The sequence below is a fragment of the Burkholderia sp. IDO3 genome (assembly GCF_003366075.1).
In the GTDB taxonomy this organism is placed as follows: Bacteria; Pseudomonadota; Gammaproteobacteria; order Burkholderiales; family Burkholderiaceae; genus Burkholderia; species Burkholderia anthina.
Genome location: NZ_CP028963.1, coordinates 2,641,024 through 2,665,222 on the forward strand (window position 1 = coordinate 2,641,024; position 24,199 = coordinate 2,665,222).

Below are 24,199 nucleotides of genomic sequence, written 5' to 3' on the forward strand. Positions count from 1 at the left end.
ATCGCACCATGAACGAAGAAATCCTGATCAACCTCACGCCGCAGGAAACGCGCGTCGCACTCGTGCAGCAAGGCGCGGTGCAGGAGCTTCACGTCGAGCGCACGCTGTCGCGCGGACGGGTCGGCAACATCTATCTCGGCAAGGTCGTGCGCGTGCTGCCCGGCATGCAGTCGGCATTCATCGACATCGGCCTCGAGCGCGCGGCGTTCCTGCACGTCGCCGACATCTGGCATCCGCGCCTCGCGGGCGAGCCGCAGTCGGGCGCACAGCACCAGCCGATCGAGAAAACCGTGTTCGAAGGCCAGACGCTGATGGTCCAGGTGATCAAGGACCCGATCGGCACGAAGGGCGCGCGGCTGTCGACGCAAGTCAGCATCGCGGGCCGCACGCTCGTCTACCTGCCGCAGGAGCCGCACATCGGCATCTCGCAGAAGATCGAGAGCGAGGCCGAGCGCGAGGCCGTGCGTGCGCGCCTGACCGCCGTGATCCCGCCGGACGAGAAAGGCGGCTACATCGTGCGCACGATCGCCGAGGACGCGACCTCCGACGAACTGGCCGGCGACGTCACCTACCTGCGCAAGACCTGGGCGACGATCGTGGCTCAGGCGCAGCGGCTGCCGGCAACGAGCCTGCTGTACCAGGATCTCGACCTCGCGCAGCGCGTGCTGCGCGATTTCGCGAACGACGACACGACGCGCATCCAGGTCGACTCGCGCGAGACGTACCAGCGCCTGTCGGAATTCGCCGGCGAGTTCACGCCGGCGGTGAGTCCGAAGCTGCATCACTACACCGGCGAGCGGCCGCTGTTCGACCTGTACAACATCGAGACGGAGATCCAGCGCGCGCTGTCGCGCCGCGTCGACCTGAAGTCGGGCGGCTACCTGATGATCGACCAGACCGAAGCGATGACCACCATCGACGTGAACACCGGCGGCTACGTCGGTGCGCGCAACTTCGACGACACGATCTTCAAGACCAACCTCGAGGCCGCGCATACGATCGCGCGGCAGTTGCGGCTGCGCAACCTCGGCGGGATCATCATCATCGACTTCATCGACATGGAGAACGCCGAGCATCGCGACGCGGTGCTGTCCGAGCTGAAGAAGGCGCTGTCGCGCGATCGTACGCGCGTGACGGTCAACAGCTTCTCGCAGCTCGGGCTCGTCGAGATGACGCGCAAGCGCACGCGCGAGTCGCTCGCGCACGTGCTGTGCGAGCCGTGCCCGACGTGCCAGGGCAAGGGCCAGGTGAAGACGTCGCGCACGGTGTGCTACGACATCCTGCGCGAGATCCTGCGCGAATCGCGCCAGTTCAACCCGCGCGAATTCCGCGTGATCGCCGCGCAGCAGGTGATCGACCTGTTCCTCGACGAGGAATCGCAGCATCTCGCGATGCTGATCGACTTCATCGGCAAGCCGGTGTCGCTGCAGGTCGAGTCGAATCTGAGTCAGGAACAGTACGACATCGTGCTGATGTAACGCTTCGTTCGACTGTGCGGTTGCGCGAATGCCGTCGTGTACGGCGGGAATTTCGCGCAACCGGCACGCATCGGCGAGCGGCTATTCCCGATGCACGGCCTGGTCCAGGGCGACGCGTTCGATCACTTCCGCATCCCATCGGCGACGGGGCGATTTCCCCGGCCCTCGCCATCGTCCGGATGGCTGCCGCCTCAGCAAAGCCGAAGCGGCTCGCCATCCCTGTATCATTCGGTCATGCGTGCAATCAGCCGCCGGGCCGGGCCACACCGCGAAAGCCAAGTCGAACCCATGTTTAACAATGGTTTCCTGATCAATCGTGCAACAGCACGATATCGCGACGGCGCGACGCTCGCGCGTTCAGCGACAAGGCCCGGACCGCGCGGCACGTCGAGATAGCGCCCGCCGCAGCCGCCGCACGCTCCTTTCCCACCTCTCATTCACTCGTCACACACCATGAGCCAACGCCACAACCGCCGCCAGCGCAAGAAACTCCACATCGCCGAATTCCAGGAACTCGCGTTCAACGCGACCGCGCAATACCGTAACGAGCTGTCCGACCTCGAACGCGGCCAGTTGATCGACGCGTTCATCGACTTCGTCGAAGCGAACGGCCTGCTGACCGTCGCGTCCGCGGACGAAGGGATCGGCGCCTACGTGATCTCCGGCGCGCCGCGCGGCACGACGACCGACGCCGACCGCGAAAGCGTGCGTGCATGGCTCGCCGCACGCTCCGAGCTGACCGACGTCCAGGTCAGCGAATTCAGCGACGCGTGGTATCCGGACGCCTGAGCGCCCGGCTTCCTCGCCTCCCGAGCAGTACTCGCTCCGGCCCGCCATGACGGCAGGCCGGGCCGCTTCTCCCGCCTGCACGCCCCCACTCTTCCGCCCTGTCCCGGGCACCCGCGCTGCTGCAAAAAGCCGCAGAAATCGGTCCTGAAAGGAAGACACGTTAAACTCTCACCTCGCGTGGTGCGCCGCCCGCACCCGCCATCCATCGCCAGCCGCGTGCCTTCGTGCGCGCCCCCGACCCATGGAGTGAGTGTCAATGAGCGGCGGACCTCCGTTTCCCGCATCCCGCATGTCGTCCCCGTCCTCGACGGTCCTGCTGATTCTCGCCGCTGCCGCGCTGCTGTCCGGCTGCGGGCTGCTGTCGACGCAGAATCCGCCCGCGCCGATCAGCGAGGCGCTCGTCGAGCCCATCGAGGAAGCCGCCGGCGAGCCGCTCACGATGCCGCCCGTGCCGCCGCCCGTGCAACCGGAAGAACCGGAAGCGCCGAAGAAGCCGCACCGCGAGGTGACGCGGCCGAAGCCGGTGCAGCGTCCCGAAACGCCGACCCCGCCGCCTCCGCCGCCGGCCCCGCTCATCGCGACGCGCCCGCTCGACCGCACCCAGATCCATGCGCTGCTCGATAGCGAAGTCGCGCGACGCAACGGCAAGGTGATCGGCCGCGCGGTCGACATGGTGACCGACGCGAGCGGCAAGCCGCGCGAGATGATCGTCAACCTGCAGGGCTTCATGGGCGTCGGCGACCGCAAGGTCAGCTTCCCGTGGAATGTGTTCCGCTTCACGCCGGGCGGCAAACAGGAGCCGATCGTGCTCGACGTGCCGTCGGGCGAGCTGCCCCCGGCCGCGCGGCCCAAGGCCGTGCCGCTGTCGGGTTCGGCCGCGGCGTCGCCCGCGACGCGGCTGCCGATGCTCGACAGCGACGTCGAGCGCCCGAACGGCACGAAGATCGGCCGCGTCGTCGACGTCCTGATCGACCGCGCCGCGCAGCCGCAGGCCGTCGTGCTCGACCTCGGCGGGCTCGTCAATACCGACCGCCGCTCGATCGCCGCGAGCTGGGGCGCGCTGCGCTTCGTCACGCGCGACAAGGCGCTGCATCCGCAGCTCGACCTGAACGACGCACAGATCAAGGCGTCGCCGCCCTACGCGGCCGACAAGCCGATCGTCGCGGTCTTCCCGCCCGTTGCCCCGGCACCGGCTTCGTCTGCGAGTGCGACCCGATGACGATCAAGCATTCCGTCACCGTTCGCAGTCTGCGGTCCCTCGACTGGCTCAACTTCTTCGTCGCAAACGTTCAAACCGGGTTCGGTCCGTTCATCGCGTCCTACCTCGCGTCGCACAAGTGGACGCAGGGCGAGATCGGCATGGTGCTGTCGATCGGCACGATCAGCGCGATGGTCAGCCAGGTGCCCGGCGGCGCGGCCGTCGATGCGCTGAAAAACAAGAAAGGCGCGGCCGCGTGGGCGATCGCGGCGATCATCCTGTCGGCGGTGCTGCTCGCGTCGAGCCCGACGATCGTGCCGGTGATCGCAGCCGAAGTGTTTCACGGCTTCGCGAGCTGCATGCTCGTGCCGGCGATGGCCGCGATCTCGTTCTCGCTGGTCGGGCGCGCGGATCTCGGCGACCGGCTCGGTCGCAACGCGCGCTGGGCGTCGATCGGCAGCGCGGTCGCCGCCGGCCTGATGGGGCTCACCGGCGAGTATTTCTCCGCACGCGCGGTGTTCTGGCTGACTGCCGTGCTCGCGTTGCCCGCGCTGTTCGCACTCGCGATGATCCAGCCGACGCACGAAGTGATCCCGCAGTCGTCGAAGCCCGACGATCACGGCCATCGCGACGAAGGCGAGCAACGCGAAACGCTGCTCGAGCTGCTGCGCGATCGCCGGATGCTGATCTTCGCGGCATGCGTGGTGCTGTTCCACCTGTCGAACGCGGCGATGCTCAACCTCGCGGCCGGCGAAGTAACGGCCGGGATGGGCGAGAACGTGCAGCTCGTGATCGCCGCCTGCATCATCGTGCCGCAGGCGATCGTCGCGATGCTGTCGCCGTGGGTCGGCCGCTCCGCGCAACGCTGGGGGCGCCGCCCGATCCTGCTGCTCGGCTTCTCGGCGCTGCCGGTACGCGCGTTGCTCTTCGCCGGCGTGAGCAGCCCGTACCTGCTGGTGCCGGTGCAGATGCTCGACGGCATCAGCGCCGCCGTGTTCGGCGTGATGCTGCCGCTGATCGCGGCCGACGTCGCGGGCGGCAAGGGCCGCTACAACCTGTGCATCGGGCTGTTCGGGCTCGCGGCCGGGATCGGCGCGACGCTCAGCACGGCCGTGGCCGGCTATGTCGCCGATCACTTCGGCAATGCGACCAGCTTCTTCGGGCTCGCCGGCGCCGGCGCGCTCGCAGTGCTGCTGGTCTGGCTCGCGATGCCGGAAACGCGCGTCGAGAACGGCGATGCGACCACGGACGAGCCGGCCGCCGCGTCGCCCGAACAGGCGCGCTGACGCAGTCGCCCCGACAACCGACTCTCGACCGACGAACCGATGGATACGATCAGGACCCTCAACGAAGCACGCCAGCAGATCCAGCAGTCGATCTTCGATCTGTTCAAGGGGCTCTCGTTCAGCGAACGGCTCGCGCAAGGCGCGCTGATGGCGCTGCAGGCCGTCTGCAGCGCGTGCCTCGCGTACGCGATCGGCCGCGCGCTGCACACCGAGCAGGCCGTATGGGCGGCCATCACCGCGATCGCCGTCACGCAGCACAACTACTCGGACACGATGTCGCTGTCGCGCGACCAGTTCATCGGCGCGATGATCGGCGGCTTGCTGGGCTTCGCCGGCGCGGCGCTCGGCGGCGATCGTCTCGTTGCTTACGCAATCACCGTCGCGATCGTGATCGTCAGTTGCTGGTGCCTGAACGTCGGCAGCGCGGCACGACTCGGCGGCGTGACCGCGACGATCGTGCTGCTGTTTCCGGGCAACGGCCCGCTATGGGACATTCCGCTGATGCGGCTCGGCGAGGTCGCGCTCGGTACCGTATGCGCGCTGGCCGTGTGCTGGGCGATGTCGCGAATCGAGCGACGCTGGTTCCGCCGGACGGCGGCCAAATGACGCGACGGCCGGGACACATACCCGGCCGCCGGATGAAGGATCGAACGACGCGTTACGGGCCGACCCGCAACACGATGCCCGAGCCGATCTGCACGAGCAGATAGTCGCCGCCGACACCGACCCACTGATAGCCGCGCGGCGGCGCGCTCAGGTGGTAGCCGCGCCAGTCGTCGACCACGTACTGGCGATCGCGGAATTCGTTGGGGAGCCGGTCGCCCTTGTGCCAGTCGCGGTGCGGCTGGTCGGCCCAGCGCTGCGGGACGTCGTCGCGATGCATCGCCTGGCCGGGCGGCATGTGCTGCGGGCCATGGCCGCGCTGCATGCCGGGGCCGCCGTGATTGTCGTGCTTGTTGTAGTTGCCGTGATCCTGCGCCATCGCGACCGGCGCTGCGAAACCCGCAGCGACCAGTGCGGCCAGCATCATTCCGTGCATTTTCTTCATTGTCCGTCCCTCCGAATTGTCACGTCGAACCAGAAACGACTGCACCTGCCCGATGAAGACTAGCACACACGCGTGAACCGACGTCACGCGGCCTGCTGCTGGTACTGGATCCGGTGCAGGTGCGCGTACAGCCCGCCGTGGCGCAGCAGTTCGTCGTGGCTGCCTTCCTCGACGATCTTGCCGGCCTCCAGCACGAGGATCCGGTCCGCGCGCTCGATGGTCGACAGCCGGTGCGCGATCACGAGCGTCGTGCGGCCTTCCATCAACCGTTCGAGCGCCGCCTGCACGTGGCGCTCCGATTCCGAATCGAGCGCCGAGGTCGCCTCGTCGAGGATCAGGATCGGCGCGTCCTTGTAGATCGCGCGCGCAATGGCGAGCCGCTGCCGCTGGCCGCCCGACAGACGCATCCCGTTGCCGCCGACCAGCGTGTCGAGCCCGTCGGGCATCGCGGCGACCGCGTCGGCGAGGTTCGCGGCCTCGAGCGCCGCCTGCACGCGCGCGCGGTCGGGCGTCTGCCCGTACGCGACGTTCGCGGCGATCGTGTCGTTGAACAGCACGACGTCCTGGCTGACCATCGCCATCTGGCCGCGCAGCGCGTGGATGTCGTAGTCGGCCACCGGCACGCCGTCGACGAGGATCGCGCCGCCCGTCGGGTCGAAAAAGCGCGGCAGCAGGTTCACGAGCGTCGTCTTGCCGCTGCCGGACGGCCCCGCGAGCGCGATCATCTCGCCCGGCGCGACCTTGAACGAAATGCGGTCGAGCGTCGGCCGCTCGGCCGCGCCGTAATCGAACGTCACGTCGCGGAATTCGATCTCGCCGCGCGCGTGCGGCAATGCACGGCCGCCGCCCTGCGGCTCGGCCGGCTCGTCGATCAGCCCGAAGATCAGCTCGGCGGCCGTCATCCCGCGCTGCAGCGGCTGGTTCACGTCGATCAGGTGCTTGAGCGGCGAAATCACGAGCAGCATCGACGTGACGAACGCGACGAAACCGCCGACCGTCGTCTGGTCGTTGCTCGACTGCATGACCGCGATCGTGATCACGACCGCGAGCGCGATCGACGCGAGGAACTGCGTCAGCGGCTGCGCGAGCCCGCCCGAGATCGTCATGCGCATCGCGTAGCCGCGCAGGCGCTTGCTCATCGCCGTGAAACGGTCCATCTCGTATGCTTCGCCGTTGTGCACCTTGACGACCTTGTAGCCGCCGACCGTCTCCTCGACGATGTACGACAGCTCGTTGGTCAGCGTCTGGTGCTCGCGGTTCAGGCGCCGCAGGCGGCGGTTGATCTTGCTGACGAGCCAGCCGATACCCGGCAGGATCACCGCGACGATCAGCGTGAGCCGCCAGTTCAGGTAGAACAGGTAGCCGAGCAGGAACACCACCGTCAGCGAGTCGCGCACGAGCGTGACCATCACGCCGGTCAGCACCGACAGGATCTGGTTGACCTCGAACACGATCGCGTTGATCACGGTGCTCGCGGTTTCGCGCTGGAAGAACGACGCGCCCGTGTGGAGCATCCGCTGGAACATCTCGAGCCGCAGCTGCAGCAGGATGCGGTTCGAAACGTAGTTGAGCAGGTAGTTCGACGCGTACTGCGATACGCCGCGCACGAGCGCGAGGCCGATCACCGCGATCGGCACGTACCATTTCGCGCGGTCGCTGCCGTGCGAGCCGAAACCGTGGTCGAGCAGCGGCTTGAGCAGCGCCGGAATCCCGGCTTCCGTGGCCGCGACGACGCCCATCGTCACCACGGCGAGCACCACGATGCCGATGAGCGGCCGGATGTACGGCCACAGGCGCTTGAGGACCGTGACCGGCGACGTACTCGTGCCGTCCATCGGTTTGCGAAGAGTGTTCTGGGTTTCCAAGGCAATCCTTCCTGAGCCGCGACGCGGCGCCCGGAACATGACTGTCCGGGGGTTCGCCCCCGTCCGGCGGGTGCCGAAAAAGGCCCAACATTATAGCCGTACCGCCTGCGCCGGCGCGGCCGCCGCCGAAGCGGCCGCCAGCCGGCGCGCGGGTATACTGCCGCTCACCGTTTTCTCCGCCTTTTCGACGATTTTCATGGCAGAACCCACTCTCGGCGTCGCCCTCATCGCCCTCAACGCGGCCGCGCGGCTCGCGCAGTGCCTCGATGCGCTGGCCTTCGCCGACGACGTCGTCGTGATCGACGGCGGCAGCACCGACGATACCGTCGCGATCGCCCGCGCGCACGGCGCCCGCGTGATCGTGGAGCGCGACTGGCCGGGCTTCGGCCCGCAGAAGAACCGCGCGCTCGACGCGCTCGACACCGACTGGATCCTGTCGCTCGACACCGACGAGGTGGTCAGCCCGGCGCTCGCGCAATCGATCCGCGACGCGATCCGCGCGCCGGCCGCGCAGGTCTACGCGGTCGACCGGCTGTCGAGCTTCTGCGGCCAGTGGATCCACCACAGCGGCTGGTATCCGGACTGGATCCCGCGCCTGTTCCGGCGCGGCACGGCCCGCTTCTCCGACGATCTGGTGCACGAACGCCTCGTGTTCGATACGCCCGCGCAACGGCTATCCGGCAAGCTGATGCACTATTCGTACGAGGATTTCGAAACGGTCGTGCGCAAGCTCGATGCGTATTCGACGGCCGGCGCGCGTCAGCGCCGCGCGGCCGGCCAGCGCGGCGGCTTCGGCAAGGCGCTCGCGCGCGGTGCGTGGGCGTTCGTGCGGACCTACGTGCTGCGGCGCGGGTTTCTCGACGGCCGCGCGGGCTTCATGATCGCCGTGTTCAACGCAGAGACCGTCTACTACCGGTTCCTGAAGCTCGGCCACGAACCGGCCCGCTGAACGCGCCCCGCGCTGCCCTTGCCCTGATGCCGCCGGCATGCGGCCGGCCCGGCGTTACAATGCCGGGCTGCCCGGCGCGCCATCCGCGCCCGCCCGCGGCGGCGCGCCACGCGCCGCCGACACGACGACCACCGAATTCGACCGCCATGTTCTCCATCATCATCCCGACCTGGAACAACCTGCCGTACCTCAAGCTCGTCGTCGACAGCCTGCGCCGCCATTCCGCGTACGATCACCAGATCATCGTGCACGTGAACGACGGCTCGGACGGCACGCTCGACTGGGTGCGCCACGAAGGCATCGAGCACACCGCTTCGCCGGCCAACATCGGCATCTGTCACGCGGTGAACCTGGCCGCCGCGCGCGCGACGCGCGACTACGTCGTCTACATGAACGACGACATGTACTGCTGCCCCGGCTGGGACGCGGCGCTCGTGCGGCGCATCGAGCAGATGCCGACCGACCTCTTCATGCTGTCCGGCACGATGGTCGAGCCGGTCGACACGCGCAACCCGTGCGTCGTCGTCAGCAATTTCGGCCGCGATGCCGAACAGTTCGACGCGGCGGGCCTCGTCGCGGCCACGCCGAAGCTTGCGCGCGCGGACTGGCTCGGCTCGACCTGGCCGCCGACGCTCGTGCATCGCGACTGGTGGAACCGTATCGGCGGCTACAGCAGCGAGCTGTCGCCCGGGATGAGCAGCGACAACGACTTCTCGATGAAATGCTGGGATGCCGGCTGCCGGATCTTTCTCGGCGTGGGCGACAGCCTCGTCTACCACTTCCAGCAGAAGAGCACGGGCAAGATCGTCAAGAACGACGGCCGCCGCCAGTTCCTCAACAAATGGGGCATGACGCAGGCCACGTTCGACCGCTATTACCTGCATCGCGGCGAGCCGGCCGGCTCGCGCATCGCGCTCGATACCCCGGCCGTCGAAGGGCGGCTCAAGCGCGCGCTGCTGCGCTCGCGGATCAAGCGCGCATTCGGCTGATCGGGCCCCGGAAACGGCGCGGAAACGCACGCTGCTTCGCGTATACTGCGCGCTTCGCCCCGGGTGCCGTCGGGGCGCGCGGCGCGCAGCACGGTGCCCGCATGCCGTATTCGTCCATTCGACAGGTCCCGATGCTTTCGTTTTCGTCTCACGCCACGCGGCGCCTGACCGCGGCCCGCACCTTCGCCGTCATCGCGCTCTGCATGGTGCCCGTCTCGACCGCGCTGACCAACGTGTTCTGCGCACTGTTCGCGGTCGCGCTCGTGATTTCCCCCGAATTCTGGCGCAACCTGCGCACGTTCGTCACCGAACCGGTGTCGCTCGCGGCACTGCTGATCCTCGCGGCGCTGGCCGCGAGCGTCGCGTACACGGTCGCCCCGCACCCGAAAGCATGGAACTGGGTCGCCAAGTACGACAAGCTGCTGCTGGTGCCGTTTGCCGTTCTCGCATTCCGCCATTCGAACTGGGCGCCGATCGTGCGGCGCTGCTGGTTCGGTACGCTGTGCGTGATCCTGTTGCTGTCGACCACCAACTATCTCGGACTGACCGCGATCGGGCCCGCGCATGCGACCGAGCTGCCGCTGTCGCGTGCATGGGTGTTCAAGAACCACATCGCGGGCGGCATGTTCGGCGCGCTGCTGTTCTACCAGGCGGCCGACCTCGCGCTGTCGGCCCGCACCGCGCTGTCGCGTGCCGCGTATGCCGGCGTCGCCGCGTGGTCGCTGATCAACGTGTTCGTGATGCTGCAAGGCCGCACCGGGCAGGTCATCGCGCTGCTGCTGATCCTCGTCGTCGCCGTGCGTTTCGTGCTGCTGCTGCGCCGCCAGTCCGCGCTGCGCGCAGGGCTCGCCGCCGGCGCGCTGGTGCTGGCCGGCGCCGCACTCGTCGCGGCCGCGTGCACGGTACACAACGGCCGGCTCGTGAAGGTCGTGTCAGAAGTGCAGCAGTATCGGCAGACCGATGCGGCCACGTCCACCGGGCTGCGTCTCGAGTGGTACAAGAAGGGGCTCGAGCTGTATCGCGCGCGCCCCGCGCTCGGCTATGGTGCGGGCGGCCTCGAGTTCGAGTTCCAGAAGCTCGCGGCGGGCAAGACGGCGGCGGAAGGCCAGCTCACGTCGAATCCGCATAACGAATACATGCTGATGGCCGTGCAGCTCGGCACGCTCGGCGTGCTGCTGTTCGTGAACCTGATCGTGCAGATCGCGCGCGGCAGCCTCGCGCTCGATCCGCGCTCGCGGCATCTGCTGCTCGGCTGGCTCGCGATCTTCGCGATCGGCAGTCTCGCGAATTCGCTGCTGCTCGATTTCGCCGAAGGGCACCTGCTGGTGCTGCTCGCGGGCATCCTGCTCGGCTGCGGCGAGCGCGGCGAAGCGCTCCCGCGCGAGACGTCGGCGATCCGGCGCAGCGCGTAACGCGTCCGCGCAACGCGACGCGCGGACAGGCAGCGGGCGGTAAGCGGTACGCGCGGTTGCCTCCTGTCTGCCGCCGAAGCAGCTTCAGTGGCGGAGCACCCGCGCCGTGATCGGACGAACGGGTACGCGCCTTCGACGCGTCACGCCCCGGCGTCACTTTCCTTTTTCAAATCAGGAAACCGCGACTCGCGCGCGCGTCAGTCCGGTCGCGCGCGGTGCAGCCGCGACGTGTCGACGACCGTGTCGGCCGCGCCGGGCGGATTCAGCCCGAGCAGCTCGGCGGCCGCGGCCTTCACGCGCTGCGTACCGAGATTGACGAGACAGTCGCTGCGGCTCTCGACATGACGCTCGCAGCCCTCATGCCGGCACGGCACGCAGTCGCCCTCGCCCTGCAGCAGCCACACGTTGCCGTGCCGCCCCGAGCCGCGCAGCGACCACGGATTCTCGGTCGCCGGCCAATGCTGCGGCCACGGCCCCCAGCGCACCGGATCGGACGGACCGAACAGCGCGATCGTGTCGGTGCCGGTTGCGGCCGCGACGTGCGTCGCGCCCGTATCGGGCCCGATGAACAGCTTCGCGCGCCGCACGAGCTCCGCGCTTTCGCCGAACGTGAGGCGGCCGACCAGGTTCAGCACGTCGCCGCCCGCCATCGCCGCGACCTGCTCCGCGTACTCGCGCTCACGATCGGCCGGGCCGCCCGACAGCGCGATCGCGAACCCTTGCGCGCGCAACCATTCGATCATCTCGACCCAGCCTTCGAGCCGCCATTGCTTGTAGCGGAACATCGGATACGGATGCAGCACGACGAGCGGCTTGCCGTCGCGGATCGCCGGCGACTCCGCGAGCCACGCGTCGAAGCGCGCGCGCCGCGCGGGATCGTCGCCGATGCCCGGCGCGACGACCTCCGACACCGGTTCGATGCCGATCACGGGCGCGAGCGCCAGCGTGCTGACGACCGTATGGGCGGATTCGTGGTGATTGATCGCGATCCCGTCGAGCATCATCCGCGTGAGCCACGTGACGCGATTCGGATCGACGAGGCCGACGCGCTTGCGGCCGGCGAACCAGCTGTAGAAGCGCGGACGGTCGGAACTCAGCGCCGCGCACGCGAGATCGTAGCGGCGCCACATCGACATCGCATCGCGCAGCCGCTCGCCGAACCCCGCGCGCTGCGCGACGACGATCACGCGCCGCACATCGGGGTTGTGCTCCAGCACGCCCTCGGTGCCGCGAAACACCAGCATGTCGATCTGCGCGTCGGGCCAGCGCGCCTTCAGCGAACGCACGAGCGGCGTCGTCAGCAGCACGTCGCCGATACGGCGCGGTGCGGCAACGAGGATGGTTCTGGGCGGGCGGGCGGAAGAAAACAGGGCCACGGCAATCGATCCGTCTAGCTGGCTGGACAAGGCTCGCAATGTACAGGATTTTGCGGCGGCCGGCGCAGCGCATCGAGCAGGCTCGCCGCAGCCGCCAGCCCGGCAACCGGCAACGGCGTGACGCACCGCCGGCATGCCGCCGCTCGGTCCGGCCACGAGATGGACCGCGGGCGGCGCGCGACGGATTGCATAGCGTCCGGATGACGGCCCCGAGCACCCGCACAAAACCCGCACACATGAAAACGGCCCGTCGCACCGCACGATGGCGATGCGACGGGCCGCGCAGTGCGACAGCCGTCCGGCGGGGGAGCGCCTAGTACGTGATTTCGACGATGCTGCCGTCGAACGTCGCACGCAGTTCCGCTAGCAGCGTGTCGCTCGGCTTCACGCGCCACGCGTCGCCGAGCCGCATTTCGCCCTGCGCGCGCGCGTTGCTGTAGTGGACCTGGACCGCGAGCCCGTTCGGCAGCGGCGCCTGCGGGCGACGGCCACCGTCGCGTCCGCCGCCACGCGGCGCGGGCGCCTCGACCACGTTCGCGGCCGCCGGATCGTCCTTCGACACGTGCGGCTCCAGCACGCGGCGCAGCGCCGCCGCATCGGCATTGCCGTTCATCGTCAGCCGCACCGCCTGCGCGTAGCGGCTGCGCGCGCGTTCGAGATCCATCACCGTGTCGGTCGTAAAACGGATGCCGCCCGTGAACGCATCATTGCGCGCCTGACCCTGCACGATCAGCAGTTCGTCTTCCTTGAACAGCGCCTTGTTCGCCTCGAACTGCTCGTTGAAGATCGTGATCTCGCACTGGCCCGACCCGTCGTCGAGCAACGCGATCAGCATCTTGCCGCGCTGGGTCATCTGCGTGCGCAGCGACGCGATGATGCCCGCGACGAGCTTGTCGCGCCCTTCCTTCAGGTCGCCGACCTTCTGCCGCACGAACCGGCGCACTTCGTCGCGATACGCGTCGAACAGGTGGCCGGACAGGTAGAAGCCGAGCGCGCCCTTCTCTTCCTGCAAACGCTTCTTGTCGTCCCACGCGGGTTCGTCGACGAGCGCATGCGCGTGCGGCGACTCGGCGCCCATGTCGAACAGGCCGGCCTGCATCGCGTTGGCCGCGGCCTGCTCGGCGGCTTCCATCGCGAGCGGCACCGACGCGAGCAACTGCGCGCGATTCGCGTTCAGCGAATCGAACGCACCGGCGCGGATCAGCGCCTCGACCGTGCGACGGTTGACGACGCGCCGGTCGATCCGTTCGCAGAAGTCGAACAGGTCGGTGAACGGCTTTTCCTCGCGCGCGCGCAGGATTTCCTCGATCGCGTTCTGGCCGCTGCCCTTCACCGCGCCGAGACCGTAGCGGATCGTGCGCGAGCGCTTGCCGTCGGCTTCGGCGACAGGCTCGAACCGGTAATGCGACTGGTTGATGTCCGGCGGCAGCACGGCGAGGTTGTTCACGACACAGTCGTCGAACAGGATCTTCACCTTGTCGGTGTCGTCCATCGCGAGCGTCATGTTGGCCGCCATGAATTCGGCCGGATGGTGCGCCTTCAGCCACGCGGTGTAATACGCGAGCAGCGCGTAGGCCGCCGCGTGCGACTTGTTGAAGCCGTAGCCCGCGAACTTCTCCATCAAGTCGAAGATCTCGTCGGACTTCTCGCGCGTGAGGCCGTTCTTCGCCGCACCCTCGGCGAAGATCTCGCGGTGCTTGGCCATCTCCTCGGGCTTTTTCTTGCCCATCGCGCGACGCAGCAAGTCGGCGCCGCCGAGCGAGTAGCCGCCGATGATCTGCGCCATCTGCATCACCTGCTCCTGATAGACCATGATGCCGTAGGTCTCTTTCAGGACGGGTTCGACGCGCGGATCCGGATAGTCGACCTTCTCGCGCCCGTGCTTCCGTGCGCAGAAGCTCGGGATCAGGTCCATCGGGCCCGGACGGTACAACGACACGAGCGCGATGATGTCCTCGAAGCGGTCGGGCTGCGCATCCTTCAGCATGCCCTGCATCCCGCGGCTTTCCAGCTGGAACACGGCGACCGTGTTGGCCTTCTTCAGGATCTGGAACGACGCAGGATCGTCGAGCGGCACCTGCGCGAGCGACCAGTCGGCCTTCGACGCATCGAGGCGGCGAATGTAGCGCTCGGCCCAGTCGAGGATCGTCAGGGTCGTCAGACCCAGAAAGTCGAACTTCACGAGGCCGACGGCTTCGACGTCGTCCTTGTCGTACTGGCTGACGACGCCGCCGTCGTCGCCCTGCGTGTACAGCGGGCAGAAATCGGTCAGCTTGCCAGGCGCGATCAGCACGCCGCCCGCGTGCATCCCGACGTTACGCGTCAGGCCCTCGACGCGCTGCGCGAGGTCGATCAGCTGGTGCACTTCGTCCTCGTGGTCGTAGCGCTCCTGCAGTTGCGGCTCTTCCTTCATCGCGTCGGCGATCGTCACGTGCTTGCCCGGCTTGAACGGGATCAGCTTCGCGATGCCATCGGTGAACATGTAGCCGAGATCGAGCACGCGGCCGATGTCGCGCACGGCCGCCTTCGCGGCCATCGTGCCGAAGGTGGCGATCTGCGACACGGCGTCCGCGCCGTATTTCTCCTTCACGTACTGGATCACGCGATCGCGGCCGTGCTGGCAGAAGTCGATGTCGAAGTCGGGCATCGACACGCGTTCCGGATTCAGGAATCGCTCGAACAGCAGGTTGTAGCGCAGCGGGTCCAGATCGGTAATGCCGAGCGCGTACGCGACCAGCGAACCGGCGCCCGAGCCCCGGCCCGGGCCGACCGGCACGCCGTTGTTCTTGGCCCAGTTGATGAAGTCGGCAACGATCAGGAAGTAGCCCGGGAAGCCCATCTTCGTGATGGTCCCGCACTCGAATTCGAGCCGCTTGTAGTACGTGTCGCGCTGCGCATCGCGCTCGGCGGCGTCCGGATACAGCTGTTCGAGGCGCTTCTCGAGCCCCTCCTTCGACAGCTGGACCAGGTAATCGTCGAGCGACATGCCGTCCGGCGTCGGGAACAGCGGCAGCTTCGGCTTGCCGAGCTCGAGCTTCAAGTTGCAGCGCTTCGCGACCTCGACCGTGTTCGCGACCGCCGACGGCAGGTCGGCGAACAGCGCGACCATGTCGTCCTGCGTGCGGAAATACTGATCGGTCGTGAAGCGCTTCTGGCGCCGCGGGTTCGCGAGCATGTCGCCTTCCGAGATGCACACGCGCGCTTCGTGCGCGGTGAAATCATCGTCGGTCATGAATTGCGTCGGATGCGTCGCGACGACCGGCAGCTTCAGCGACGCGGCGAGCGTCGCGGCCTGCTGGATATACGCCTCGGCGCCCGGCTGGCCGTAACGCTGCAGCTCGATGTAGAAGCCGCCCGGGAACACCTTCGCCCAGCGCTCGGCATGACGGCGCGCCGCCTCTTCGTTACCGGCGGCGAACGCGAGCCCGATGTCGCCCTGCTGCGCGCCCGACAGCGCGAGCAGCCCTTGCGACAGCTCGCCTTCGAGCCAGCTCGCGTCGAGCTCCGCGCGGCCGCGGTACTGGTTCGTGAGCCACGCCTTCGACAGCAGCTCGCACAGGTTCAGGTAGCCGACCTTGTCCTTCACCAGCAGCAGCAGGCGCGACGGTTTGTCGCGATCGTCCGGATTGGCGATCCAGACGTCGCAGCCGGCGATGGGCTTGATGCCCTTGTCGCGGGCTTCCTGGTAGAAACGGACGAGGCCGAATGCGTTGCCGAGATCGGTGAGGGCGAGCGCGCCCTGGCCGTCTGCGGCCGCCGCCTTGACGATGTCGTCGAGACGCACGATGCCGTCGGCAATCGAGAATTCGGAGTGAACGCGAAGATGGACGAAGCGGGGATCTGACATGGGCGTTATTGTAGCCGCGTCGTCGCGCAGGCTGCCCAAAAAATCCCCCTGCCCGGCCGTTCGGCCGATGCGCGCGACGTCGGCCGAACGGCCGGGTGCCGGTGCATGCCCGGTTTGCGGGATAATACGGGTTTTCGAATCTTCGCCCCGGCTTCGCACCCTTTTTTGCGGGGCCGCCGTGCGCCCGCCGCACGGCCGCGGCCGTTTTCCCGTCGGACCATCATGACCATCGTCAACCTCGCCGCCTACCACTTCGTGTCGCTCGACGCGACCGAGCAATGGCGTCCGCTCGTCACCGCCCGCTGCAACGAACTCGGCCTGCGCGGCACGATCCTGCTCGCGCCGGAAGGCATCAACCTGTTCATCGCCGGCCCGCGCGAAGCGGCCGACGCGTTCATCGACTACCTCCGCCACGATCCGCTGTTCGAAGGCAAGTTCGCGACGCTGCAGTTCAAGGAAAGCCTGTCCGACTCGCAGCCGTTTCGCCGGATGCTCGTGCGCCTGAAGCGCGAGATCATCACGATGAAGAAGCCGGCGATCAAGCCCGAGCTCGGCCGCGCGCCGTCGGTCGACGCGCGCACGCTGAAGGCGTGGCTCGACCGCGGCCACGACGATGCGGGCCGCCCGGTCGTGATGCTCGACACGCGCAACGCGTTCGAGATCGACGTCGGCACGTTCGACGACGCGCTCGACTACCGGATCGACAAGTTCAGCGAGTTCCCGGAAGTGATCGACGCGAACCGCGCCGACCTCGAGGGCAAGACGGTCGTGTCGTTCTGCACCGGCGGCATCCGCTGCGAGAAGGCCGCGATCCACATGAAGGAAATCGGCATCGAGAACGTGTACCAGCTCGAAGGCGGGATCCTCAAGTATTTCGAGGAAGTCGGCGGCGCGCACTATCACGGCGACTGCTTCGTGTTCGACTACCGCACCGCGCTGAACCCGCAACTTCAGCCGACCGAGAACGTCACGTGCTTCGCGTGCCGCGCGGTCGTCACGCCGGAAGCGCAGCAATCGCCGAGCTACGTGCCCGGCAAGTCGTGCCCGGCCTGCGCGCAGGCGGCCAGCGCCGCGTAAGCGCGCGCCGCCCCGCGCCCCGATGAACGGCTACCGCGGCCGCTTCGCGCCGTCGCCCACCGGCCCGCTGCATTTCGGCTCGCTGGTCGGCGCACTCGCGAGCTGGCTCGATGCGCGCGCACACGGCGGCGCGTGGCTCGTGCGCATCGAGGACATCGACGGCCCGCGCACGGTGCCGGGCGCCGCCGACGACATCCTCGCGACGCTCGCGCATTTCGGCATGACGCCCGACGAGCCGCCCGTGTGGCAAAGCACGCGCGATGCGCACTACGCGGCCGCGCTCGAGCAGCTCGTCGCCGCGGGGCGCGTGTATCCGTGCGGCTGCACGCGCAAGGAAATCGCCGATTCGCTGCGCGCGGCGCACGAGCGTCACACGACGCTCGCCTATCCGGGCACCTGCCGCACCGGCCTGCACGGCAAACCCGCGCGTGCGTGGCGGCTGCGCGTGCCGGACGGCGCCGACGCCATCGTCACATTCGACGACCGCTGGCAGCACATGCAATCGCAGAACCTTGCCACCGAAGTCGGCGATTTCGTGCTGAAGCGCGCGGACGGCCAGTGGGCCTATCAGCTCGCGGTCGTGGTCGACGACGCCGACGCGGGCATCACGCACGTCGTGCGCGGTGCCGACCTGCTCGATTCGACCGCACGCCAGATCTATCTGCAACGCTGTCTCGGCGTGCCGACACCCGACTACCTGCACGTTCCCGTCGTCGTCGACGCCAACGGCGAAAAGCTCAGCAAGCAAACGGGTGCGAGCGCACTCGAGCGCGACGATCCGCTGCCGGCGCTCCGGGCCGCCGCCGCGCATCTCGGCCTGACGGCCGATGGCGATCTATCGGGCCATACGCTGGATGCGTTCCATGCGGCCGCCACCGGCGCGTGGGCGCGCCGCTTCGGGCTGCGGGCCGGTTGAGCGGCTCGCCGGGCACCGGTTCGGTTTGCGGCAGCCGCCTCGGTGCCGAATCCGGTCGCATGAAAGCGTGACGGAGCCGGAACGCCGCGCTCGATGACGACGGCGCCGCAACACGTCGAAATCCTCGCTGCCGGCAATCACAGTCCCCTTCAAATCGTCTCGCCCAATGAAAAACGGGCACATGCTCATCGCATGCACCCGTTTCCTCGGCGGCACTCGCGCGCCGCCCCACCGCGTATTCCCGCCGCTTATGCCGACGGCTTGCGCGGCATCCCGAACCCGCCGAGCAGTGCGGCGACCTGACGCTTCGGCCCCTTTTTCTCCGGCTGCTGCTCGGACTGCGCGTCTTCCGGCTGCTTCGCCGACGCCGACGGTTCGTACGGTTTCAGGAAGAAATCGTCGACCGGCGGCTCATGGCGGCGGTGATGGCCGCGCTCGGAACCGCCCGGGCGGCGGCCCGACGCACCGCGATGCTCTTCACGCTCGCGGCGGCCGCCGCGTTCGCCGCCGCGCTCGCCACGTTCACCGCGCTCACCGCCGCGTTCGTCCTGACGATGACGCGCCGGCTTGGTCAGCGCGAGCGTTTGCACGTCGAGCGGACGCTTGATCAGCTTTTCGATATCGGCGAGCTGCTTGCGCTCGTTCGGGCTGCACAGCGACAGCGCATCGCCCGTCGCCCCCGCACGGCCCGTGCGGCCGATCCGGTGCACGTAGTCTTCCGCGCTGAACGGCAGGTCGAAGTTGATCACGGCCGGCAGTTCGGCGATGTCGAGGCCACGCGCGGCCACGTCGGTCGCGACCAGCGCCTCGATCTCGCCGCGCTTGAACGCGTCGAGCGCCTGCATCCGCTCGATCTGCGTCTTGTCGCCGTGGATCGCCGACGCGACCACGCCGTCGCGTTCGAGGTTGCGGGCGAGCCGGCTCGCGCCGATCTTGCTGTTGCAGAACACGATCACCTGCTTGAGCCCGCGCTCGCGCATCAGTTGCACGACGGCCGCCTGCTTGTCGCCTTCGGCGACGTCGTAGACGATCTGCGTGACGTTCGCGTTGGTCGAGTTGCTGCGCGCGACCTCGATCGTCTGCGGGTTGCGCAGGTAGGTCGAGGCGAGCTTCTTGATTTCGCCCGAGAACGTGGCCGAGAACAGCAGCGTCTGGCGGTCCTTCGGCAGCAGGTTCAGGATGCGCTGCAGGTCGGGCAGGAAGCCCATGTCGAGCATCCGGTCGGCTTCGTCGAGCACGAGGATCTGGACCTGGCCGAGATTCGCCGTCTTTTGCTGCACGTGGTCGAGCAGGCGGCCCGGCGTCGCGATCAGGATCTCGACGCCGCGGCGCAGTTCGGCCATCTGCGGGTTCATGTCGACGCCGCCGAACACCACCGCGCTGCGCAGCGGCGTGTGCTTCGCATACGCGTGCACGTTCGCGGCGACCTGGTCGGCAAGTTCGCGGGTCGGCGTGAGGATCAGCGCCCGCACCGGGTGGCGCGCCGGAGACGCGCTCGTATTGGCCTGCGGCAGCAGCCGCTGGATGATCGGCAGCGAGAAACTCGCGGTCTTGCCGGTACCCGTTTGCGCGGCGCCCATGACGTCGCGGCCGGCGAGCACGACCGGAATGGCCTGCGCCTGGATCGGCGTCGGCGTCGTATAGCCCTGCTCCGCAATGGCTTTCAGGATATCGGCGGCAAGGCCGAATTGATCGAAGGTTGCGTCGACGGGCTTGGCGACAGAATCGGACATGGTGGCGTTTCGCTCAAAAGGCGCGGCGGGGACATCGTGCGTCAGGCCGGCCGGGCCTGCGCTCATCACATTTCGGAAGTAGACGGAGCCGCGGCGCGCCGCGCGGCGCCGCTCTGGCGCTCGGAACCGGTTCAATTCGAACCTCGGCTCCCACAAGGCCGTGCGGACTCCGTTCGGCGCGAATGCCGGCGGAAGGGCCGTATTGTAGCACTGCGCGGCCATCTGTCCGTGACAACGCCGCGAACGGCCCCGGTGGCGGCTCACGGCGTACGCCGGCAGGCCGGGCGCGGGTCGATGCGAGCGGCGATCGGGCTATCCCGATCGGCCGGTTGGCGGAATTCGGGGTCGAATCCTCGCCATTTCAGTTGATCGGCCGGGCTGCGGGCACGCCGGAGCGTCGCTCCGCCCTACGACTCAACGCCGAACCGGCCGGCGCACCGCGTCCCGCGCATCCGCATACGCGTCCGATCGCGCGCGGCGATCAGCCCTTCTTCTTTTTCTTCTCGACCTGCACGCAGTCGCCGAGCAGCGGCGGCGACTTCGGATCCGCGATCTCGTCGCGCAGCGTCCCTTCCTTGCCCTTCGTCCACCACGTATAGCGCCCGGCCTGGTAGCGCACGCCCGACGCCGACACGGTGTCGACGAACAGCAGTTGCTGGCCGTTGACCGGCACCAGCGCGAAGCTCTGGGCGTTGCCCGCGTGCCAGTACGACACACGCACCGGCTGCTTCTGGTTCGCGCACTGGTACACGGCAATCTGGCGCGAATCGGCGTCGATTTCCTCGACGGTCAGTTGCGCGGCATGCGCGACGGAAACGGCGGTGCCGGCCAGCGCGAGCGCGGCGAAGGTTTGGCGAATCATGCAGGTCCTTTCACGAGACGGGTGGAAACGCGCCCTCGCGGGGCGCGCGGTTATCGTTGGTTACTCGTCGATGGTTCTTCGACAGGACTTCGCTCAGGGATCGATGACGTCGGCGCACGCGTCGGTCGGTGCGGCCGCGACATGGCCGACGAGCGGCACGATCTTCAGCCCGGCCGATGCGACCCGGCACGGCGCGGCCGCGAGACCGCAACCCGCGAGGCTCGCGACGAGCGCCAGTGCGGCACCCAGTCTGCCGATCCTTCGAATCGTTCCGATATGCAACCGCGTCGACGCCATCGCTTTCTCCTGGTTTTGCCGGTCAGCGCGTCGACACGGGCCGCACGGCCGCCGCCGCGCGCTTCGCGCGTTCGCGGGCTTCGTCGACGTTCGCGCCGGTCGCGAGCGCGACGCCCATGCGCCGCTTCGCGAAGCTCTCCGGCTTGCCGAACAGGCGCAGGTCGGCGCCCGGCACCGCCAGCGCGTCGCGCACGCCTTCGAACGCAATGCCGCGCTCGTCGAGCCCGCCGTAGATCACCGCCGACGCGGCCGGCGAGCCGAGCGTCGGATCGACCGGCAGCCCGAGAATCGCGCGAGCGTGCAGTTCGAATTCCGACTGGCGCTGCGACGCGAGCGTGACGAGTCCGGTGTCGTGCGGCCGCGGGCTCACCTCGGAGAACCAGACTTCGTCGCCGCGCACGAACAGCTCGACGCCGAACATCCCGCGCCCACCGAGCGCCTCGGTCACCTTGTGCGCGATCTCGCGCGACTTTTCCAGCGCGGCCGCACTCATTGGCTGCGGCTGCCACGATTCGACGTAGTCGCCCGCCACCTGCACGTGGCCGACCGGCTCGCAGAAGTAGGTGCGCGTCTCGAGCGTCGCCGGATCGATCGCGCGCACGGTCAGTTGCGTGATCTCGTACTCGAAATCGATGAAGCCCTCGACGATCACGCGGCCGTGGTTCACGCGGCCGCCGGCCATCGCGTAGTCCCACGCGGGCTGGATGTCGGCTTCGGTCCGCACGACCGACTGCCCCTTGCCCGACGACGACATCACCGGCTTCACGACGCACGGCATGCCGATCTTCGCGACGGCGGAGCTGAACGCGTCGAACGACTCCGCGAACGCATACGGCGACGTCGCCAGCCCGAGCTCCTCGGCCGCGAGCCGGCGGATGCCTTCGCGGTTCATCGTGAGCTGCGTCGCACGCGCGGTCGGGATCACCTCGGCAAGACCGGCCGCCTCGATCGCCGCGAGCGCGTCGGTCGCGATCGCCTCGATCTCCGGCACGATCAGGTGCGGACGCTCCGCCTCGACGATCGCGCGCAGCGCGGCGGCGTCCGTCATGTCGATCACGTGCGCGCGATGCGCGACCTGATGGCCCGGCGCGTCCGGGTAGCGGTCGACCGCAACGACTTCGACACCGAGCCGCTGCAACGCGATGATGACTTCCTTGCCGAGCTCGCCGGCGCCGAGCAGCATGACGCGCGTGGCCGACGGAGAAAGCGGCGTACCGAGCCGCTGACCGATCTGCATGTGATTTCCCGCTGGTTCTGTTGAAGGACGAAAACGGCTTCGATGTTAACACGCGCATCCGCGCCGGTTTGGGCGGTTTCGTCGCGCGGCCGCCACGCCGCGCGAGGCTCGCGGGCGGGATGCGAACGTTTTCACGTATGAAGTGTCGGCTCGCCTCGCGCGGGGCGGGTGCGTTACTCTTACACCTTGATCAGAATCCGATGAGGAACGAGGCTCATGTCCCACCTGTCCGCAGCCGCACGCGCACGCACCGGCCTGCTTCGCCCGTTGCGCGCGCCGCTCTGCGCGTTGACGCTTGCCACGCTTCTCGCCGCCTGCGCGATGCCGACCCACCCCGATTCCGCCGCCCCCGCACCCGACCCGTACAACCCCGCTGCCGTGCAACTGCTCGACGACACGAGCTGGGAGCTCACGAGCTGGCTGAACGCCGACGGCACGCCGCGCACGATTCCGCACGGCGACAACGGCGAGCCGATCAAGCTCGCGCTGTCCGCCCAATCGGGCATCCGGCAAGCAAGCGGCTTTTCGGGCTGCAATCGCTATATGGGAACCTACGCGCTGAAGAACGGCCTGCTGAGCTTCGGCCCGCTCGCCGGCACGCGCATGGCATGCCCGAACACGCTCGGCGGCGCACTCGAACACGCGTACCTCGACGCGCTCGCGCACGTCCAGAAGACCGGCGTGCAGATGCGCGACCCGCAGCAGTTGCAGATCGTGACCGAAGCCGGTGCAACGCTGACCTTCACGCGCCGGAGCCCCTGATAGCAACGCGCGGGCAAAGGCCGACCGGCCGCCTTTGCCGCGCGCGGATACCGGACGCATGCGTCCCGCGGCCGGAACGCGCATCCGCGCGTCGCTGCTGCCTTACTTAGAGTCCTGTTCGCCGGCCGGTTAAACTCGGCGGGTCGCGCACCGCGCTCCCCGCCCTCTTCCTGTTTCATCACAGCATGCATACGGTTGTCTTCGGCTGGTTCGGCATCTCCGCCGTCTGGTTCCTTCTTCTCTTCTGGCGTCTCGTTCAGGCGATGCTGCCCGGTGGCGGCGGACTCGCCGGCCGCGGCTCGATTCGCCTGTGGCTCGGCTTCGCGGCCGTGTTCGTCGCAAGCTGCACGCTGACGAGCCCGTTGTCGGGCCCCGACACGAACGGGCTCGGCCACGCGTTCTCGACCGGCTTCGCGCACGTGCTCGGCCCGATCGGCACACCGGTCTCGATGGTCGTGCTGCTGCTCGCGGGGCTGCCCTGGCTGACCGGCATCGGCTGGCGGCAGTTCGCCGCGTGGGTCGACACGTCGTTCGGCGTCAAGCTCGCGCGCGAGGTCGACGACGACGACGCGCGCGGCGTCGCCGACCTGCCGCGCAACGCACTGCACCGCGACGACGACATCGTGCAGCCGACCACCGCGCACACGGTCAATTCGATGGCGCCCCGGCAGAACGGCCGGTATTCGCGCCCGACGCTGTGGAAACCCGATCCGCAAGCCCGGCCGAAGCCGCGCAGCAACGCAGCGCCGCGTCCGCTCGCGGAACCCGTCGCGCCGTCCGGCTGGCTGAAGCCGACGCCGGCCAATCGCGTGCCGACGCCGCCCGTGCCGACCGCGACCAGCCCGCTGCCGCCGCCGACGACCGGCAGCACCGCGAGCCTCGCGCGCGCCGCGGCGAACGCACAAGTGCCGCGCCCGGATCCCGCACCGCTTCCGGCCGGGTTCGAACCGGTACGACCGCGGCCAACCGCCGTCCGGCCTGCGGCCGCCGCGCTGAAACAGCCGGCAGCGCCCCGTACTTCGGTCACGCCGCGGCCTGTCAGCGCGACGCCGCCGCGCACGCCTGCACGCCCGGCGAC

General features: G+C 68.6%; 20 protein-coding genes. 11 read left to right on the forward strand and 9 right to left on the reverse strand.

All coding sequences use genetic code 11. From position 1 onward, the window contains the following. The first annotated feature begins 8 nt into the window (after positions 1 to 8). The 5 genes from rng (at position 9) to DCN14_RS27030 (ending at position 5,357) form a co-directional block, all read left to right on the forward strand. Positions 9 to 1,478, forward strand: coding sequence for a ribonuclease G (rng, locus tag DCN14_RS27010; protein ID WP_096507667.1), 1,470 nt, complete (start codon positions 9 to 11; stop codon positions 1,476 to 1,478). A gap of 453 nt (positions 1,479 to 1,931) precedes the next feature. Further along, entirely contained in the window at positions 1,932 to 2,267 is a 336-nt protein-coding gene (locus DCN14_RS27015; protein ID WP_096507668.1) for a 50S ribosome-binding protein YggL, read from the forward strand. 256 nt (positions 2,268 to 2,523) lie between these two features. Continuing rightward, positions 2,524 to 3,486 carry a PRC-barrel domain-containing protein gene (locus DCN14_RS27020; RefSeq protein ID WP_096507669.1) on the forward strand — a complete coding sequence of 321 codons (963 nt, stop codon included), beginning with the start codon at positions 2,524 to 2,526 and terminating at the stop codon, positions 3,484 to 3,486. After that, positions 3,483 to 4,751 carry an MFS transporter gene (locus tag DCN14_RS27025; protein ID WP_096507670.1) on the forward strand — a complete coding sequence of 423 codons (1,269 nt, stop codon included), beginning with the start codon at positions 3,483 to 3,485 and terminating at the stop codon, positions 4,749 to 4,751. Before DCN14_RS27020 ends, DCN14_RS27025 begins: the two co-directional genes overlap by 4 nt. Before the next feature lie 39 nt (positions 4,752 to 4,790). Beyond that, positions 4,791 to 5,357 (forward strand): FUSC family protein, encoded by a 567-nt coding sequence (locus DCN14_RS27030; RefSeq protein WP_096507671.1) that lies wholly within the window; start codon positions 4,791 to 4,793, stop codon positions 5,355 to 5,357. A gap of 52 nt (positions 5,358 to 5,409) precedes the next feature. Here DCN14_RS27030 and DCN14_RS27035 read toward each other — a convergent pair whose 3' ends face one another. Both DCN14_RS27035 and msbA read right to left on the reverse strand, forming a co-directional pair. Then, positions 5,410 to 5,799 (reverse strand): RcnB family protein, encoded by a 390-nt coding sequence (locus DCN14_RS27035; protein WP_096507672.1) that lies wholly within the window; start codon positions 5,797 to 5,799, stop codon positions 5,410 to 5,412. 83 nt (positions 5,800 to 5,882) lie between these two features. Further along, entirely contained in the window at positions 5,883 to 7,634 is a 1,752-nt protein-coding gene (msbA, locus tag DCN14_RS27040) for a lipid A export permease/ATP-binding protein MsbA (protein ID WP_239007767.1), read from the reverse strand. Positions 7,635 to 7,860: 226 nt separating this feature from the next. Here msbA and DCN14_RS27045 point away from each other — a divergent pair, with 226 nt between their 5' ends. The 3 genes from DCN14_RS27045 to DCN14_RS27055 all read left to right on the forward strand — a co-directional run bounded on the left by DCN14_RS27045 (position 7,861) and on the right by DCN14_RS27055 (position 11,014). Further along, positions 7,861 to 8,613 (forward strand): glycosyltransferase family 2 protein, encoded by a 753-nt coding sequence (locus tag DCN14_RS27045; protein WP_096507674.1) that lies wholly within the window; start codon positions 7,861 to 7,863, stop codon positions 8,611 to 8,613. Between the two features lie 146 nt (positions 8,614 to 8,759). Continuing rightward, a complete protein-coding gene (locus DCN14_RS27050; RefSeq protein ID WP_096507675.1) occupies positions 8,760 to 9,602 on the forward strand; it encodes a glycosyltransferase in 843 nt (280 codons plus the stop codon). A 131-nt stretch (positions 9,603 to 9,733) separates the two neighbouring features. Continuing rightward, positions 9,734 to 11,014, forward strand: coding sequence for an O-antigen ligase family protein (locus DCN14_RS27055; protein ID WP_096507676.1), 1,281 nt, complete (start codon positions 9,734 to 9,736; stop codon positions 11,012 to 11,014). Between the two features lie 197 nt (positions 11,015 to 11,211). Here the strand turns inward: DCN14_RS27055 and DCN14_RS27060 are convergent, their stop codons facing one another. Together DCN14_RS27060 and dnaE are read right to left on the reverse strand one after the other, a co-directional pair. Beyond that, positions 11,212 to 12,390 (reverse strand): glycosyltransferase family 9 protein, encoded by a 1,179-nt coding sequence (locus DCN14_RS27060; protein ID WP_096507677.1) that lies wholly within the window; start codon positions 12,388 to 12,390, stop codon positions 11,212 to 11,214. A gap of 313 nt (positions 12,391 to 12,703) precedes the next feature. Further along, complete coding sequence (gene dnaE / locus DCN14_RS27065; protein ID WP_096507678.1) at positions 12,704 to 16,237, reverse strand: DNA polymerase III subunit alpha; 3,534 nt, start codon at positions 16,235 to 16,237, stop codon at positions 12,704 to 12,706. 222 nt (positions 16,238 to 16,459) lie between these two features. Between dnaE and DCN14_RS27070 the strand changes: the two genes are divergently transcribed. Together DCN14_RS27070 and gluQRS are read left to right on the forward strand one after the other, a co-directional pair. After that, complete coding sequence (locus DCN14_RS27070; protein ID WP_096507679.1) at positions 16,460 to 17,314, forward strand: sulfurtransferase; 855 nt, start codon at positions 16,460 to 16,462, stop codon at positions 17,312 to 17,314. A gap of 22 nt (positions 17,315 to 17,336) precedes the next feature. Continuing rightward, positions 17,337 to 18,230, forward strand: coding sequence for a tRNA glutamyl-Q(34) synthetase GluQRS (gluQRS, locus tag DCN14_RS27075; RefSeq protein WP_096507680.1), 894 nt, complete (start codon positions 17,337 to 17,339; stop codon positions 18,228 to 18,230). A 248-nt stretch (positions 18,231 to 18,478) separates the two neighbouring features. Here the strand turns inward: gluQRS and DCN14_RS27080 are convergent, their stop codons facing one another. The 4 genes from DCN14_RS27080 to purT form a co-directional block, all read right to left on the reverse strand. Then, on the reverse strand, positions 18,479 to 20,029 hold the full coding sequence (locus tag DCN14_RS27080; RefSeq protein WP_096507681.1) for a DEAD/DEAH box helicase: 1,551 nt from the start codon (positions 20,027 to 20,029) through the stop codon (positions 18,479 to 18,481). A 415-nt stretch (positions 20,030 to 20,444) separates the two neighbouring features. Beyond that, on the reverse strand, positions 20,445 to 20,825 hold the full coding sequence (locus DCN14_RS27090) for an MliC family protein (RefSeq protein ID WP_096507682.1): 381 nt from the start codon (positions 20,823 to 20,825) through the stop codon (positions 20,445 to 20,447). A gap of 93 nt (positions 20,826 to 20,918) precedes the next feature. Continuing rightward, a complete protein-coding gene (locus tag DCN14_RS27095) occupies positions 20,919 to 21,122 on the reverse strand; it encodes a DUF6726 family protein (protein WP_096507683.1) in 204 nt (67 codons plus the stop codon). Between the two features lie 22 nt (positions 21,123 to 21,144). Continuing rightward, entirely contained in the window at positions 21,145 to 22,359 is a 1,215-nt protein-coding gene (gene purT, locus DCN14_RS27100; RefSeq protein WP_096507684.1) for a formate-dependent phosphoribosylglycinamide formyltransferase, read from the reverse strand. 216 nt (positions 22,360 to 22,575) lie between these two features. On the opposite strand from purT, the gene DCN14_RS27105 reads away from it, so the two are divergent. After that, positions 22,576 to 23,121 (forward strand): META domain-containing protein, encoded by a 546-nt coding sequence (locus DCN14_RS27105; RefSeq protein ID WP_096507685.1) that lies wholly within the window; start codon positions 22,576 to 22,578, stop codon positions 23,119 to 23,121. A 256-nt stretch (positions 23,122 to 23,377) separates the two neighbouring features. Here the strand turns inward: DCN14_RS27105 and DCN14_RS39050 are convergent, their stop codons facing one another. Beyond that, positions 23,378 to 23,992, reverse strand: a complete 615-nt coding sequence (locus DCN14_RS39050; protein ID WP_275896832.1) for a hypothetical protein — start codon at positions 23,990 to 23,992, stop codon at positions 23,378 to 23,380. Between the last annotated feature and the right edge of the window lie 207 nt (positions 23,993 to 24,199).